Source organism: Pseudoalteromonas sp. SS15, assembly GCF_049257195.1.
Classification (GTDB): domain Bacteria; phylum Pseudomonadota; class Gammaproteobacteria; order Enterobacterales; family Alteromonadaceae; genus Pseudoalteromonas.
On the sequence record NZ_JBMMUD010000009.1, the window covers coordinates 167,795 to 184,189 of the forward strand.

Below are 16,395 nucleotides of genomic sequence, written 5' to 3' on the forward strand. Positions count from 1 at the left end.
AGTGAATAAACATTTAATGGTGGTCGCCGGTGGTACGGGCGGTCATATTTTCCCGGGCATTGCGGTTGCAGAGCATATGCAGCAACAAGGTTGGACAGTGTCTTGGGTAGGCACTGCCGACAGAATGGAAGCGCAATTAGTGCCAAAGCACGGTTTCGAGATTGATTTTGTTGAAGTGCAAGGGGTACGTGGTAACGGGATAACTCGTTTACTCAAAGCGCCATTTATGGTGCTAAAAGCCATATTAGCGGCAAAGAAAATTATCAAACAGCGTAAGCCTGCGGTGATCTTAGCGATGGGCGGATACGTCACGGGCCCTGTTGGTATTGCTGCAAAATTATCTGGCGTGCCTTTGGTGATCCACGAGCAGAATGCAGTGGCTGGGTTTAGCAATAAGCTTTTGGCAAAAGTCGCTAATCAAGTATTGGCAGCCTTTCCTAATGCTTTTGCAAATAAAGCTGAAGTGGTTGGCAATCCTGTTCGAACCAGTGTCAGTTCTATTGCTAAAAAGCCACAGACTGAACAATTGAATGTGCTAGTTGTTGGCGGGTCATTGGGCGCGCAAGTGTTAAACGAGCGTTTGCCAGAGGTATTTTCGACATTGGCAAAAGACTTTTCGTTGCGTGTACGCCATCAAAGTGGACGAAATAACCAAGATAAACTCAAAAGTGCTTATGTTGGTCGCGAATTAGATGCACAAGTTGATGAATTTATTCACGATATGGATGCAGCCTATGCATGGGCTGATTTGGTGATCTGTCGTGCTGGAGCTTTAACTGTCAGTGAAGTGGCAGCAGCAGGAAAAGCAGCTTTGTTTGTGCCATTACCGCATGCGGTTGACGACCATCAAACAGCAAATGCCCGCTATTTAGTCGATCAACAAGGCGGTTTGCTTATGCCGCAACATGATTTTACGACTGAGCGATTAGTTGAGTTATTAACACCTTATTTTGAACAGCCAAGCTTATTGTCTGAGATTGCTGATAAAGCAAAGCAGTTGGCGAAATTTGATGCCACCGAACGCGTCGCGAAGGTGTGTGGTGAGTTGGCAAAATAAATGAATTTAGAGAAAGAGACGCAAGTGAACGAAGCGAATAATCGAAGAGCAATGAGACGCATCAATACCATACATTTTATCGGTATTGGTGGAGCTGGTATGGGCGGTATTGCTGAGGTACTAGCCTATGAAGGCTATCGTATAACAGGCTCAGACATTGCTCAGAATGCGATGACGGAGCGTTTGATTAAAGCGGGTGCTGAAGTCTTCATTGGTCATCACGAAAATAATATTAAAGATGCCAATGTGGTTGTGGTTTCGACAGCGATTGATGTCAATAACCCTGAAATTAAAGCCGCGAAAGCAGCGCGAATTCCAATTGTTCGTCGTGCTGAAATGTTGGCTGAGCTCATGCGTTATCGTCACGGTATCGCCATTGCGGGCACACACGGTAAAACAACGACAACCAGTTTGATCGCCAGTATTTTTGCTAAAGCAGAACTTGACCCTACGTTTGTCATCGGCGGCTTGCTAAATAGCGCGGGTACCAATGCTAAATTAGGCACCAGTGATTATTTAATCGCCGAAGCCGATGAAAGTGATGCTTCTTTCTTGCATCTACAGCCAATGGTATCAGTTGTTACCAATATCGAAGCGGATCACATGGATACCTACGAAGGTGACTTCGAGAAGATGAAAGACACCTATGTTGAGTTCATCCATAACTTACCGTTTTATGGTCTGGCTGTGGTGTGTATTGATTCGGACGTTGCCGCTGAGCTTATCCCTCGCTTTGCACGCCCAACCATTACTTATGGTGAGCACGACGCGGCAGATTATCGTTTAGTAAACTTCAAACAAACGGTAAATAGCAGCGAATTTAAAGTTGTGACTAAGTCAGGCGAAGAGATCGCCGTACATTTAAATATGCCAGGTAAACACAACGCGCTGAACGCGACAGCAGCGATTGCCGTGGCGAAAGATCACAATATCAGCAATGCTGCGATTTTAGCTGCACTCACAGAGTTTGAAGGCATTGGTCGCCGTTTCCAACATTACGGCACATTTGAAAATGAACAAGGTAATGTGATGCTGGTTGATGATTATGGTCACCACCCATCAGAAGTTGATGTCACCATTGAGGCTGCAAAAGCAGGTTGGCCTGAGCGTCGATTAGTGATGATTTATCAGCCGCATCGTTTTACACGTACTCGTGACTTATACGAAGATTTTGTCAAAGTACTTTCTAAAGTTGATCAACTTATTTTGTTAGATGTATACAGTGCTGGCGAAGCACCTATTGTAGGTGCTGATAGTAAGAGTTTATGCCGTAGCTTACGTCAAAGAGGTGTAGAGCCAATTCATGTTGCAGACAATGAAGAGTTGGGCAAAGTTCTTTCAAATGTTTTGCAAGACAGCGACCTTGTGATCACGCAAGGTGCCGGCAACATTGGTCAAATCGTTAAGAAGTTGGCAGCAACAGAGATGTCAATCGCTGCGTTAAAAGGTGAATAATGAAACAGTTTGGTAAAGTAGCAGTATTACTAGGCGGAACGTCAGCTGAACGTGAAGTGTCATTAAACTCAGGCAATGCTGTGTTAAATGCACTGATTGCAGCAGGTGTCGATGCTTTTGCGTTTGACCCTGCAGAACGTGCGCTTTCAGAGTTACAAACCTCAGACGTTGATCGTGTTTTTATCGCTTTGCACGGTCGTGGTGGTGAAGATGGCACCATTCAAGGCGCACTTGAGTTTATGGGTATTCCATACACTGGCAGTGGTGTGTTAGGCAGTGCTTTGGCAATGGATAAAATTCGCTGTAAGCAGCTGTTCCAATCGGCACAATTAAGCACTGCGGCATTTACCGTTGTTGATGCAAAAGCAGGCTTTGATGCAGCCAACATTATCAATGAGTTTGGCAAGGTCATGGTGAAGCCAAGCCATGAAGGCTCAAGCATTGGTATGGCTCAAGCTGAAACGGCAGAGCAATTAACCGACGCTTTAAATAATGCTTTTAAGTATGACGACCAGGTTTTAGTTGAGCAGTGGATCACCGGCCGTGAGTTTACTGTTGCCATGTTAGGTAATGAAGCATTACCTGTTATTGAAATGGTCACCCCGCGTGGTTTTTATGACTACGAGGCCAAATACAAAGTAAATAGTACTGAATACCATTGCCCAGCAGCATTGAGTGAGGCGCACACGCAGCAATTACAAATTATGGCGGCGCATGCTTTTGCTTTAGTTGGTGCGCAAGGTTGGGGTCGTGTTGATGCAATGCAAGATGAAAATGGCCAATTTTACTTATTAGAAGTGAATACTGTGCCGGGCATGACAGAGAAATCTTTAGTGCCTATGGCGGCTAAATCGGTTGGCGTAACTTTTGAGCAATTAGTTGTTCGCATTTTGGAGCAAACGCTTTAATATGCGTGCTCTTTTTGAGAAAGCTCAGTTAGTTAATTCACAGCTCAATTGGCAAAAGATATTGAGTGTGGGCTTTTTCGTATTGGTTACTGGTCTTCTTATTCGTGGCGGATATTGGATCTCTGATTGGCTGGTTGAAAACCAAGATGCACAAATAAAGAAAATAGTGGTGTTAGGCAAACCTAATTACACCACTGACAAAGAGGTCGTCGCTGCTATTAAGCAGGTTGATTTAAGTAGTTACTTTCAACTTAATGTGAAAGCAGTACAACGCTCGGTGCAGGATTTACCTTGGGTCGCAACAGTATCGGTAAGAAAACAATGGCCTGACGAATTACAGGTTTACATTGTTGAGCACAAACCCGTGGCTATTTGGAACAGCGACTTGTTATTAAATGCTAAAGGCCAAGTGTTTCAGGCAGACAACGAAGCCTTACAGGCTTACTTGCCGCAGTTATACGGGCCTGAAGGCAGTGAGTTAGAAGCTTGGCAAGCTTTCTTGCAGTTTAAAGATATGCTGGCAGTAAACGATTTTAATTTGGTGAGTTTAGCGCTGTCTGAGCGTTTTGCTTGGCAATTATGGCTTGAAGATGGTGTGCGACTTAACCTCGGACGCGAAGAAAAAGCCAAACGAGTACAAAGATTTATAGACGTGTATCCGAGTATGCAAATCCCAGAGGGCGGCGTACTTGATACGGTAGATTTAAGGTATGACACCGGCCTTGCGGTGAGCTGGAAGTTTCCAGCACAAACAGAACAACAAAATAAGAGTGAAGCATGACTAAGTCAGTAGAAAGAAACTTAGTAATCGGCCTCGATGTTGGTACCTCAAAAGTGGTAGCAACAGTAGGTGAGATAACAGCAGACAATCAGCTCAGTATCGTTGGCGTGGGGTGTCAGGAATCTCATGGAATGGATAAAGGGGGGGTGAACGATCTCAACCTCGTTTCTGATTCCATTCGCCGCGCAGTCGACGAAGCCGAATTAATGGCTGATTGCCGCATAGGTTCAGTTTACCTTGGTATTTCAGGTAAGCATATTCAGTGTCAAAACGAGAGTGGTGTTGTTGCAATTAATAATGCAGAAGTGACTGAAGACGATATGGACAATGTGATGCATATTGCCCGTTCAGTGCCTATTTCTGCAGAGCGCAAAATGCTTCATTCATTGGCGCAAGAATATAGCATCGATATGCAAGAGGGCATTAAAAACCCACTAGGCATGAGTGGTGTACGTATGGAAGCGAAAGCTCACATCATCACCTGCTCAAATGATATGGCTAAAAACATTGAGAAGTGTGTTGAGCGTTGTGGCCTTCAGGTCGATCAATTAACGTTTGGCGCATTGGCATCCAGCTATGCGGTTTTAACAGATGATGAGAAAGAGCTAGGCGTCGCAGTACTTGATATCGGTGGCGGTACCATGGATTTAGCCATTTATGTCAATGGTGCATTGCGCCATACCGCAGTGATCCCAGTGGCAGGTAACCAAGTCACGGGCGACATAGCTAAGATTTTCAGAACGCCAATCTCACACGCTGAGTCGCTAAAAGTGCAATATGCTTGCGCCAGCAGCCAAATGGCCAGCAGTGAAGAAACCATTGAAGTGCCAAGTGTTGGCGGCCGTCCAGCGCGATTAATGTCGCGCCATACATTATCTGAAGTGGTTGAGCCAAGATTCAGAGAATTATTTGAACTGGCGTTAGAAGAAATTCGCCGTTCTGGTTTTGAAGATCAAATTGCCGCAGGTTTAGTCGTAACAGGCGGTACTGCAAAGATGGCTGGCGCGCTAGAAGTGGCTGAAGATATCTGTCAAATGCCAGTTAGAATAGGTAAACCTGTAAATATCACAGGTTTAACAGATTATGTTGACGATCCTGCATATGCAACAGCCGTAGGTTTGTTACAATACGGTCGTTCTCTACATTCGGTTAATGCACAAAAGTCGAGAGTAGATGCGGACGTGAGTTGGTGGAGCCGCGTTTCAAAGTGGTTCCAAGGTGAGTTTTAAACTCGAGTCGGAGAGTGAATGATGTTTGATATTATGGAACAACACAGCGAAGAAGCTGTGATCAAAGTGATTGGTGTTGGTGGCGGCGGCGGTAACGCTGTTGAGCACATGGTAAAACAAGAAATCGAAGGTGTGCGATTTATTGCTGCTAACACAGACGCGCAAGCGCTACGTAAATCATCTGCAGATGTAACGGTACAATTAGGTACTCAAATTACATCTGGTTTAGGTGCAGGTGCAAACCCAGAAGTTGGCCGTAAGTCTGCTGAAGAAGATATTGAAACGATCAAAGAAGCGTTAGATGGCGCAGATATGGTCTTTATCGCAGCCGGTATGGGCGGCGGTACAGGCACGGGTGCAGCACCTGTTGTTGCGCGCGTAGCAAAAGATTTAGGTATTTTGACTGTAGCAGTGGTAACACGCCCATTTGACCTTGAAGGTAAAAAGCGTATGGCTGCGGCTGATCAAGGTATTTCAGAGTTGTCAGAAATTGTAGATTCACTTATTACAATTCCTAACAACAAATTACTTAAGGTTTTAGGTAAAGGCACTACACTGTTAGACGCATTCGCGAAAGCGAACGACGTATTATACGGTGCAGTACAAGGTATCGCTGAACTTATTACCCGTTCAGGTCTTATCAACGTGGACTTTGCGGACGTACGTACAGTTATGTCAGCAATGGGCACTGCAATGATGGGTACAGCGTCAGCGTCTGGTCCAGATCGTGCGCAAGAAGCAGCAGAAGCGGCTATCTCAAGCCCACTATTAGAAGACGTCGATTTAACTGGTGCAAAAGGTATTCTGGTTAATATCACAGCGGGTATGGATATCACCATTGAAGAGTTTGAAGTGGTTGGTAATCATGTGAAGGCATTAGCGTCTGAAAACGCGACTGTGGTAGTCGGTGCAGTAATCGACCCAGAAATGAGTGATGAGCTACGAGTAACTGTTGTTGCAACTGGTTTAGGTGGCGACCGTCGTCCTCAGTTTGGCATTATTGATAACGGTATGCAGCAGGTTTCGGGTAGTGATGCGCAAACAGCTGCGCCGGCGTCAAGCCAGCCAGGTATGTTTGTACCAAGCTTTACGCAAACTAGCACTGAGCAGCCGACAAGTGCACCGGAGCAAACGCAGACTCAAGCGACACAAGCTCCTAAGACACCGGCTTCTGAGAATAAGCCAGCGGCATCTGGTGAGACTGAAAAAGGCGATTACTTTGATATTCCTGCCTTTTTACGTAAACAGTCTGACTAACAAACTGGTTACATATTAAACGATTGGCAGCTGGTCGTATCTGTGATACAATCCGCGGTCCAAGTGACATGAATAGGCGAAGTTATGATTAGACAACGTACAATTGCTGAAGTTGTTAAAGCGACAGGTGTCGGTCTACATAAAGGTGAAAAGGTTACCATTACTCTCCGACCAGCGAGCGAGAATACCGGTGTTGTATTCCGTCGTGTCGACCTTGATCCTGTTGTTGACTTTGAAACTACACCAGAAGCTGTTGGCGATACACAGTTATGTACATGTTTGACTAACAAAGATGGTGTGCGTTTATCGACCACTGAACATCTAATTGCCGCTGTTGCTGCACTGGGTATTGATAACCTTGTTGTTGAATTAGATAGTGCTGAAGTACCGATTATGGACGGCAGTGCATTACCGTTCATTTATTTATTACAAAAAGGCGGTATCAAAGAGCAGCAAGTTGCTAAACGTTTTATTCGTATTAAAGAAACTGTACGCGTTGAAGACGGTGATAAGTGGGCTGAAATTACCCCTTACGATGGTTTCCACATTGATTTTGAGATTGACTTTGATCATCCAGCAATCAATGACAGCCGTCAGCGTATCGGTCTTGATATTACGGCTCAGAGCTTTACTGAAGAAATCAGTCGCGCACGTACGTTTGGTTTTATGAAAGACATCGAGTATATGCATGCCAACAACCTAGCGTTAGGTGGTAGCATGGATAACGCGGTTGTTTTAGATGAGTACAAAGTACTCAACCCGAACGGTTTACGATACGATGATGAGTTTGTAAAACATAAGATCTTAGATTGTGTTGGTGACATGTTTATGGCTGGCCATAACATTCTAGGTAAGATCACCTGTTACAAGTCAGGCCACGGTTTAAATAACAAACTATTACGTCAAATTATGGCGACTGAATCTGCGTGGGAATGGGCGACATTTGAAGAGCCAATTCATATGCCTGCGCCAGGTATGGAGCTTGCGAAAGCTTAATACAGATTAGTTATAAAAAATGACGCTTTTTAGCGTCATTTTTTTTGCTTGTTTTTTGCCGCGTGGGTAGCGAGCTTGAGTAGTTTGGCTTGTAAACTCGGCGGTGCATGCGCTGCAAGCTCTGTTAATTGTTCAGCAGTGCTTTCGCTCATGGTTCGACTACTTTTTTGTGTCTTGAACTTAGGTTTGGGCTCACTTAGTCTCAACTGTGCGTCGGGGTTAGAAGTGACTTTCACTTGCCCGCATTCAGCAAACCCATTTTGTCTAAGATGAGACAAAATATCTAGTTTCAAATAGTTAAGTCGAGTTGCTAATGTGGCAGAAACGGCTTCAATCACTAAAGTGCCATCTCGATAATTTGCCACGCGGCACTTTTTGCTCAAGATAGGACCCAGCGCTTTATCAAGCTCTGCTTGTAAAACTTGCAGGCTATCGGTCTTTGCACCGAATTGGGTGATCTTGTTTGACCATTTGCCCATCAATTCATCTATGGATTTTGGATCATAACGATTTTTAGCCATACAGCAGATACCACTTCAAAATTAACTTACCCAAGTATACCAGCATAACAACAGACGAGAAGTGATTCTTGTCAGTGAAAATGCTTGAAATTTATGCCTGTCGTCACCATATAAAGAGAATTACCAGTTGGACCATCTTGCGGAACAAGTGAATTGCCAAGGCTTTTTTGCTTGATTGCATTTCAAAGGTTTGCAGACAGCGTGAGTCTGGTATGATAGGGGCAATTTTATATTCGGCATTCAGTAGGGCTTGATTGCTTTTACTGCCAACAGGACGCAGGGTGGCCATTGATATCCAATGCTAAAAGTGGATATGCGGTCAGCCATCACTAGAGTGAAATGGTTTAAACATGATAGCGAACATTTTTACCAAAATTTTTGGTAGTCGTAACGACCGAACGATTAAAAAACTAAGAAAGACGGTCGCATTAATTAATGCATTAGAAGAACAACTTAGCGCACTTTCTGATGAAGAATTAAAAGCAAAAACAGCAGATTTCAGAACGCGTTATGAGCAAGGTACTAGCCTTGACGATTTATTACCTGAAGCATTTGCGACGGTACGTGAAGCTTCAAAACGTGTCTATGGCATGCGTCACTTCGATGTACAGATGATCGGTGGTATGGTGTTGCACCAAGGTCGCATTTCTGAAATGCGTACCGGTGAAGGTAAAACCCTTACAGCAACGCTACCTGCCTACTTGAATGGTTTAACAGGTAAAGGTGTTCACGTTATTACTGTGAATGATTACCTAGCAAAGCGTGATGCCGAAACAAACCGCCCGCTATTTGAATTCCTAGGTCTAACTGTTGGCTGCAATGTGCCTGGTATGATGCCAGATGCGAAGAAGCAAGCATATGCAGCAGATATTACATATGGTACGAACAACGAATTTGGTTTCGACTACCTGCGTGACAACATGGCATTTAGCATTGAAGAGCGTGTACAACGTCCATTGCACTTTGCCGTTGTGGATGAGGTTGACTCAATCCTAATCGATGAAGCTCGTACGCCACTTATCATCTCTGGTCCTGCTGAAGACAGTTCAGAGCTTTATGCTCGTATCAACACCATAGTGCCATCACTGACTCTGCAAGAGAAAGAAGATGAAGAAGGCGTTGAAGGTGACGGTGATTACACCCTTGATGAAAAATCAAAGCAAGTACACCTTACAGAGCGTGGTCAGTTAAAAGTTGAAGAGCTACTTACTGAAAATGGTCTAATTGAAGAAGGTGACTCACTGTATTCTGCTGGTAACATTTCGCTGTTAAGCCATGTGTATGCAGCACTTCGTGCACACAAGCTATATCAAAAAGACGTAGACTACGTTGTAAAAGACAACGAAGTTATCATCGTTGATGAGCACACTGGTCGTACAATGGAAGGTCGCCGTTGGTCTGAAGGCTTACACCAAGCTGTAGAAGCAAAAGAGGGTGTGCGCATTCAAAACGAAAACCAAACACTTGCGTCTATTACTTTCCAGAACTACTTCCGTATCTATGAAAAGCTATCTGGTATGACAGGTACTGCGGATACTGAGGCGTTCGAATTCCAATCAATTTATGGCCTAGATACTGTTGTTATTCCGACTAACCGCCCGATGATCCGTGATGATCGTGCTGATTTAGTTTATTTAACTCAGGATGAAAAGTTTGAAGCCATTCTTGCAGACATTAAAGACTGTCAAGAGCGCGGTCAGCCTGTATTAGTGGGTACGATTTCAATCGAAAGTTCTGAATACTTATCTCAGTTCTTACGTAAAGAAAAAATCGAACACAACGTACTGAATGCGAAATTCCACGCCCAAGAAGCAGACATCGTTGCTGATGCAGGTTTACCAGGTAAAGTGACTATTGCAACTAACATGGCTGGTCGTGGTACCGATATCGTATTAGGTGGTAACTGGCAGAGCGACGTGGCTAAGCTAGAAAACCCTTCTGAAGAACAAATCGCTGAAATTAAAGCGAAGTGGCAAGAAACTCACGATGCCGTTATTGCGGCTGGTGGTCTTCATATCATTGGTACAGAGCGTCACGAATCTCGTCGTATCGATAATCAGCTACGTGGTCGTTCTGGTCGTCAAGGTGATGCAGGTTCAAGCCGTTTCTACCTATCGATGGACGATGCACTAATGCGTATCTTCGCGGGTGAGCGCATGACAAACATGATGCGTAAACTGGGTATGCAACGTGGTGAAGCAATTGAGCACCCTTGGGTTAACCGTGCCATTGAAAACGCACAACGCAAAGTAGAAGCACGTAACTTTGACATTCGTAAGCAGTTACTTGAGTATGATGATGTTGCAAACGACCAGCGTCGTGTTGTGTACGAGCAGCGTAACGAGCTTCTTGAAGAAGGCGATATTTCAGAAACAATTACAGCTATCCGCAGCGATGTTGTAAATGGCATGATTGATCAATACATCCCGCCGCAAAGCTTAGCTGAAATGTGGGATATTCCAGCGCTTGAAGAGCGTATTAAAGCAGACTTCTTAATTGAACTGCCAATTTCTCAGTGGCTAGCTGATGACGATAAGCTTTATGAAGAAACATTACGTGAGCGTATCACTGAAGAGATCGACAGTGCATACAAGCAAAAAGAATTGATGGTAGGCCCAGATGTACTACGTCATTTCGAAAAAGCCGTGATGTTACAAAGCCTAGATCAACATTGGAAAGATCACCTAGCTGCAATGGACCATCTTCGTCAGGGTATCCACTTACGTGGCTATGCTCAGAAGAATCCGAAGCAAGAATATAAGCGTGAATCTTTCGAACTATTCTCTGCAATGCTTGAAAACCTTAAAACTGACGTAGTGGGTATTCTTGCGAAAGTACAAGTTCGTGCAGAAGAAGATGTTGAGAAAGTTGAAGAGCAACACCGTCGTGCAGAGCAAGCACCGCGTGAATATCAGCATGCTGAAGCAGAGCATGTTGGTGGTGACGTACCAGAAGGTGCAGTTGTGGCATCACGCACAGAGCCAAAAGTTGGCCGTAATGAGCCTTGTCCTTGTGGTTCAGGTAAAAAGTTTAAGCAGTGTTGTGGCAAGTTAAAATAATCACACACGCGTAAATTATTAAAAAGCGACTTCATAGTCGCTTTTTTTATCGGAGAAGAAAATGACAAAGAAAGTAGTCGAAGTCGCGGTTGGCGTAATCAAGCGTGATGAGCACATATTTATTACTAAGCGTGATGAGTCGCAACATCAAGGTGGTCTTTGGGAATTCCCTGGCGGTAAAATTGAATCAGGTGAGTCAGTCACAGAGGCGCTGGCGAGAGAATTAAAAGAAGAAGTGAATATCGACGTGCATAGCTCACAAAGTTTGCTTGATATTGAACATGACTATGGTGATAAGTGTGTGAAGTTGTTTATTCATATCGTTGAAGACTTCTCTGGCGAGGCAATTGGACTCGAAGGGCAGGCATCACAGTGGGTTGCAATCAATGAGCTGAACAACTGGGCGTTTCCTGCTGCAAATGTTGCCATTATTGATGCGTTACAAAAACAGTAACTAACTAATAAAAGAGTGATGACTTTAGCGTTTTGAATTGAAGTAGCAAGAAAGCACTTTTATGAAAAAGTGACTAAATAATACTGCCTCAGATAGCTAAAAAGTCAGATAAAACCGCAATTTAATAAAATTTAATTTATCTAAGCCCGCGAAATTGCGGGTTTTTTTATTTTATGAGCTGTTCATGGAAAATATTTGATAGCGCTGTCATTTTGCATTTACTATGATGAAATTATTGAACTGAAAATCGCACTCGCAATAAAACATGGGCGTGCAGTTCTTACTTTGTCGTCCTAAGCTAACTGTAGTGGCGAGTCGACCGTATTTTACGTTTACCAAGGAGCTAAAATGATAAACAAGAAATTTGCTCTAGCGGGTATCATGGCTGCAATGCCATTATTTGCTCAAGCTGGTTTATCTCAACAACAAGTAGATAATTTCGCAAAAGGTACAGCACTGACTTTTGCAGTTGAAGATAATTTTCATAACGGTGCAGCCAGCTTTATTGGCTCTATGCGTTTACAAAACAATTCATCGGTTGCTTTGCCAAAGGGCAAAAGTGATTGGCAAATTTACGTGCATTCGGTGCGTAAAATTTCAAAGGTGAATACGCAAGGTATTGCTATTGAACACATCAATGGTGACTTACATCGTTTTGTACCAACAAACGAGTTTAAAGGCCTAAAGGCTGGTGAAAGTTTAGCTGTTGAGTTTGAAGCGGGGGCTTGGGTGGCCTCATATTCAGACTTTATGCCACGTGCTTTCTTAGTCAGTAACAAACAAAAACCAGCAATTTTTGCTAATACTGACACCGAAGATCTAACTACATTCATTGCGCCATTTGAACGTGATAATCAGCTTTATCGTTACAACGAGCCAAAAGATCAGACAAAGCTTGCCACTCCAGCGCTACGTTTTGAGCGTAATCAAAGCAATATTGAAGTAAGTAAAGAAGATGCACTAAAACGTATTATTCCAAAGCCTCACTCGGTTGATTTTAACCGCGGTACTGCAGAGCTTGATAGCAATTGGCAGATTCGTTTCGCAGGACGATTAAAGTCAGAAGTGGCCGTTTTCCAAGAAGATCTTGCTGACTATGGTTTAACACTCAAGGCTGAAGCCGATCATATTTCAGCAGGCAAAACGCCGACTATTTTCTTGAAAGTGAATGATGCGCTAAAAGTCGATGGGAAAGTGGCTTCTGAAAGTTATCACCTAGAAATTGATGATGACAAAGTGGTTATCACAGGTAGCGACAACGCGGGTGTATTTTACGGTATTCAAAGCTTCTTAGCGCTAATCCCTGCAGATGCAAAAAATACAGTGTCAGTGCCAAACGTAGAGATAGAAGATACGCCGCGTTTCGCTTGGCGCGGTATGCATTATGATAATGGCCGTAACTATCACGGTAAAGATGCACTGTTCAAAATGGTTGAACAGATGGGTCGTTACAAAATGAATAAGTTCCACTGGCACTTCTCTGAAGATGAGGGCTGGCGCTTAGAAATCCCAGGGTTACCAGAACTAACAGACATTGGCGGTTATCGTTGTTTCGATTTAGAAGAGCGTAGCTGTTTGTTAACTCAGTTAGGTACTGGGCCATTTAAGTCGGGCACAGGCAATGGTTATTTAAGCCGTGAGGACTTTGTTGAGTTACTGAAGTTTGCTAAAGCGCGCCATATTGACATCATTCCTGAAATTGAAGGTCCGGGTCACGCTCGTGCCTCAATTATCGCGATGGAAGCTCGCTATGATCGCTTAATGGCAGAAGGCAAATCTGAAGAGGCTAAAGCGTATCTATTATCTGATCCTAAAGACACGTCTCAGTACTTAACGGTTCAAAACTACACAGACAATTCAATGAATGCGTGTATGGATTCGACTTACGCGTTTATTGAAAAAGTCACTTACGAACTGCAAAACATGTATCGCGAAGCAGGTACGCGTTTAACTAATCTTCACTTTGGCGGTGATGAAGTCGGTGCTGGCTCTTGGGTTGGTTCTCCGGCGTGTCAGGCGATGTTCGCTGATCCGAATAACGGTGTAGCGGGCCCAAATGATTTAAAACCTTACTTCACTCAGCGTGTCGCGACTATGTTTGCTAAACGTGGCATCGCACCAGGTGCGTGGGAAGATGGGTTAATGTACGACAAAATTAACCCGTTTAAGCGTGATGAATTCCCTAATGAAGTATTTACTGCCAACGTATGGGATAACATCTGGGAGTGGGGCGTTGCTGATAGAGCGCACCGCCTAGCAAACAATGGCTATCAGGTTATTTTATCTCATGGTACACATTTGTACTTTGACCACCCTTATGAAGCGCATCCTGAAGAACGCGGCTACTACTGGGCGACGCGTTATACAGACACGAAGAAAACATTTAGCTATATGCCAGATGATGTTTATGCTAATGCCGACTATACCCGCAGCCGTGAGCCAATTGTTAATTTAGAAGCATTAGTCGGTCGTGAGCTACCGAAACTTGAAAAGCCTGAGAACATTCTGGGCATTCAAGGTCAGGTGTGGAGTGAAACAATTCGCACTGAAGATCAAGTTCTACGCATGGTATTCCCGCGTATTCTTGCTGTTGCTGAGCGTGCTTGGCACAAAGCAAGCTGGGAAGGCAGTCAAATTGAACCAAAGGCATTTGCTAAAGACTGGCACACTTATGCTGCTGCATTGAGTGTGAAAGAGCTTGCTAAACTTGAGCGTGATGGTGTGAATGTGAATTTACCAGTACCTGGCGCAAAAGTTGAAAACGGTCAGCTAGTGGCTAACTCTGCGTTCCCACATTTAGAGATTCAATACAGTACTGATGGCGGCCAATCTTGGTCTGAGTACACCTCACCTGTTTCTGTAAGTGGTAAAGATGCGGTGCAATTACGCACAACATTAAACGGCAAGAAGTTTAGCCGTGTTACGCAGTTAACACTTTAGTAAAGAGTTGAAAATAAAGAGATACCCCTATGTGTTTTGGTATTGGCGCAGGCGGCAAAAATCACCAGAGGCCTGAACATAGCTAGTCTATGAGATGGTCCGAATGATTGCAGCCAACACATGACAATATTAAAAGACGACGGGAAAAAGGGCCGAATGGCCCTTTTTTAATTAGCTGGTAAGGCTAGTAATAGAACAAATTTTAACGTAAAGTTAAATGTCAGCGCTGTCATTTTTCTGTTTTTAAGCAGGAAAGGCTGAAAAATTTTATGGCATTGTGCCAATCTGACATAATTAAAATCACACAACGAGTAGAAGTTTATGGAAGCAACTGTGTCAAATTCAACGACGACTAAAAGCAATGCCATTCCTTTGGCTATCGTTGCGGCGATGTTCTTTATTCTAGGTTTTGTTACCTGGTTAAATGGTTCATTAATGCCGTATCTGCAGCAACTTTTTGATTTGAGCCCTATTCAGGCGTCTCTTATCTTATTCTCTTTTTATATTGCAGTAACATTTACTGCTATCCCATCAGCGAAATTTATTCACAAAGTGGGCTACAAAAATGGCATGGCCATCAGTATCGGTATGATGATGGCAACTGCTTTGCTTTACATCCCGGCTGCTAAGTCACAAATGTTTTGGCTATTTTTAGTTGCACAGTTCACTATGGGTATTGCGCAAACGTTACTAAATACAGCGGTCAATCCTTATGTTGTGCGTTTAGGTCCTGAAGAGTCTGCAGCGGCGCGTGTCAGTATCATGGGTATTCTTAACAAATTTGCTGGTGTTATTGCGCCATTAGCATTTACCGCATTGGTTTTAGGTGGCTTTAGTGAAGCTGCGACAAGTGGCCCGCTAACGCAAGTTGAAAAAGATGCCATGGCTGGCAACTTAGTGATGCCTTATCTAGGTCTAGCGGCATTTATTGGTTTGTTTGCTTTAGGTATTAAGTTCGCGCCACTTCCTGAAATTGAAGAGAAAGATGAGGCTGAAGAAAAGTCTGGCGGTAGTGTAAGGGAGGCATTAGCACACCCCAATCTAGCACTGGGTGTAGTCGCATTATTTTTATATGTTGCCGTTGAAGTAATCGCAGGTGATACAGTTGGTTCATTGGCCTTAACATTTGGTGTTGCTAACTATAGCGTGATGACATCTTATACCATGGCATTTATGGTAACAGGTTATACTTTGGGCATTATTTTAATTCCACGTGTTATTTCACAACAAACTGCTTTAACGGTTGCAGCTGTATTCGGGCTTGCTCTGACTTTCGGTATCGTTTTTGTAGATTCAGCAGCTACACTAAATGTCCCAACTTTCGGCGAAATGCCAGTTGCGGTATTCTTCTTAGCACTATGTGGTTTAGCCAATGCAATCATGTGGCCGGCAATTTGGCCATTAGCTTTGTCTGGACTTGGCAAGCTAACTAGTGTAGCTTCTGGTTTATTAGTTATGGGTATCGCTGGTGGTGCTTTTGGTCCACTTTTCCTAGGCTTAGCAAAAGGTTCTGAAGCAACAGTTGCATCTAGTCAAACAGCATACCTGGTATTATTACCATGTTACCTATTTATCCTCTTCTATGCCCTGAAGGGTCATAAAATGAGAAGTTGGAAGTAAAGCATTTCTATCTAAAAGTAGAAATAATCCCGTGTGTAATGCCACCGTAAGGTGGCATTTTTTTGTCTGAAATTTGTTCGTAATACCAATTCTCTTAATAAAGTGATCTATTTTGAGG

The 16,395-nt window shown here is 43.6% G+C and carries 12 protein-coding genes; 11 read left to right on the plus strand and 1 reads right to left on the minus strand.

Going from position 1 to position 16,395, the window contains the following annotated elements; translation table 11 throughout:
- Position 1: 1 nt before the first annotated feature.
- The 7 genes from murG (at position 2) to lpxC (ending at position 7,683) form a co-directional block, all read left to right on the plus strand.
- Positions 2-1,057: an undecaprenyldiphospho-muramoylpentapeptide beta-N-acetylglucosaminyltransferase gene (murG, locus tag AAEU28_RS17630; protein ID WP_404395158.1), complete on the plus strand. Its 1,056-nt coding sequence runs from the start codon at positions 2-4 to the stop codon at positions 1,055-1,057.
- Entirely contained in the window at positions 1,058-2,512 is a 1,455-nt protein-coding gene (gene murC, locus AAEU28_RS17635) for a UDP-N-acetylmuramate--L-alanine ligase (protein ID WP_421965285.1), read from the plus strand.
- Positions 2,512-3,420: a D-alanine--D-alanine ligase gene (locus AAEU28_RS17640; RefSeq protein WP_421965286.1), complete on the plus strand. Its 909-nt coding sequence runs from the start codon at positions 2,512-2,514 to the stop codon at positions 3,418-3,420. The genes murC and AAEU28_RS17640 overlap by 1 nt, the downstream gene beginning before the upstream one ends.
- 1 nt (position 3,421) lies before the next feature.
- Positions 3,422-4,201 (plus strand): cell division protein FtsQ/DivIB, encoded by a 780-nt coding sequence (locus AAEU28_RS17645; protein WP_421965287.1) that lies wholly within the window; start codon positions 3,422-3,424, stop codon positions 4,199-4,201.
- Positions 4,198-5,430 carry a cell division protein FtsA gene (gene ftsA, locus AAEU28_RS17650; protein WP_130255531.1) on the plus strand — a complete coding sequence of 411 codons (1,233 nt, stop codon included), beginning with the start codon at positions 4,198-4,200 and terminating at the stop codon, positions 5,428-5,430. The genes AAEU28_RS17645 and ftsA overlap by 4 nt, the downstream gene beginning before the upstream one ends.
- Positions 5,431-5,451: 21 nt before the next feature.
- Positions 5,452-6,687 (plus strand): cell division protein FtsZ, encoded by a 1,236-nt coding sequence (gene ftsZ / locus AAEU28_RS17655; RefSeq protein ID WP_421965316.1) that lies wholly within the window; start codon positions 5,452-5,454, stop codon positions 6,685-6,687.
- A gap of 84 nt (positions 6,688-6,771) precedes the next feature.
- Positions 6,772-7,683, plus strand: a complete 912-nt coding sequence (gene lpxC, locus AAEU28_RS17660) for a UDP-3-O-acyl-N-acetylglucosamine deacetylase (RefSeq protein ID WP_058028665.1) — start codon at positions 6,772-6,774, stop codon at positions 7,681-7,683.
- A gap of 35 nt (positions 7,684-7,718) precedes the next feature.
- On the opposite strand, the gene AAEU28_RS17665 is transcribed toward lpxC, so the two are convergent.
- Positions 7,719-8,204 carry a DUF721 domain-containing protein gene (locus AAEU28_RS17665; RefSeq protein ID WP_421965288.1) on the minus strand — a complete coding sequence of 162 codons (486 nt, stop codon included), beginning with the start codon at positions 8,202-8,204 and terminating at the stop codon, positions 7,719-7,721.
- A 350-nt stretch (positions 8,205-8,554) separates the two neighbouring features.
- Here AAEU28_RS17665 and secA point away from each other — a divergent pair, with 350 nt between their 5' ends.
- From secA to nagP, 4 genes are all read left to right on the plus strand, one after another.
- Entirely contained in the window at positions 8,555-11,263 is a 2,709-nt protein-coding gene (secA, locus tag AAEU28_RS17670; RefSeq protein ID WP_421965289.1) for a preprotein translocase subunit SecA, read from the plus strand.
- 61 nt (positions 11,264-11,324) lie between these two features.
- Complete coding sequence (mutT, locus tag AAEU28_RS17675; RefSeq protein ID WP_421965290.1) at positions 11,325-11,717, plus strand: 8-oxo-dGTP diphosphatase MutT; 393 nt, start codon at positions 11,325-11,327, stop codon at positions 11,715-11,717.
- Positions 11,718-12,065: 348 nt separating this feature from the next.
- On the plus strand, positions 12,066-14,657 hold the full coding sequence (locus AAEU28_RS17680; protein WP_421965291.1) for a family 20 glycosylhydrolase: 2,592 nt from the start codon (positions 12,066-12,068) through the stop codon (positions 14,655-14,657).
- A gap of 321 nt (positions 14,658-14,978) precedes the next feature.
- Complete coding sequence (nagP, locus tag AAEU28_RS17685) at positions 14,979-16,277, plus strand: N-acetylglucosamine MFS transporter NagP (RefSeq protein ID WP_421965292.1); 1,299 nt, start codon at positions 14,979-14,981, stop codon at positions 16,275-16,277.
- Positions 16,278-16,395 lie beyond the last annotated feature (118 nt).